The 588-nt window shown below is 60.7% G+C and carries 1 pseudogene; it reads right to left on the reverse strand.

The features are described 5' to 3' along the window. Positions 1-470: 470 nt before the first annotated feature. Positions 471-588 (reverse strand): annotated as a pseudogene (locus NQ050_RS11020) (IS6 family transposase); the annotation flags it as partial.

Raw genomic sequence — 588 nt, forward strand, 5'->3', positions numbered from 1 at the left:
ACAATACCAGCGCACCGCCCACAGGATCACATCACCCTGGAAATGGCGCCACTTGAAATCCGTCATCGTTCCGTCCGTCCAATCTCCGCCAAGCATGCTCAAGCTTCACGATTTTTGCAACAGAGCCCGGCCAAGGACGACGACCGCGAGCCAACCCCGTAGGGTCGGCAAAGTAGTTGCGTTTCGATCGGGTAGTTTCTGCGGTTCCCAGATTACGGGCTCAAGGGTCGTTCGTGCTGTCCGCACAGGCCTCAGTCAACCTGCGTCTCGATGCAGTAGCGTCGCAGTTCTGCGATCATCGAGGTCTTGGGGGTGCTGACGAAGCGGAACGCATGGCTGAAACGGACGCGCATTCCTCCAGCCTCGAGGTAGCCGTCGCAGGAAGCGCGTCGTCCGTGGGTGACGACAGAAATGACGGCTCTGTTGCAAAGATTGGCGGCAGTCAGAGGTAGGCTGTCGCTCTGCGCCGATCAGGCGGCTGCTGCGAAATGGTGGTTGAGCATGCCCATGGCCTCCGTCAGCGCCGAGGGCCCAATGCCAAAAGCTCTCTCCACAAGGCGCACCTCGCCCCTGATGCCGGGCTGCAGG

Origin of the sequence: Corynebacterium sp. 122RC1 (assembly GCF_024580955.1) — a bacterium.
Lineage (GTDB): Bacteria > Actinomycetota > Actinomycetes > Mycobacteriales > Mycobacteriaceae > Corynebacterium > Corynebacterium kozikiae.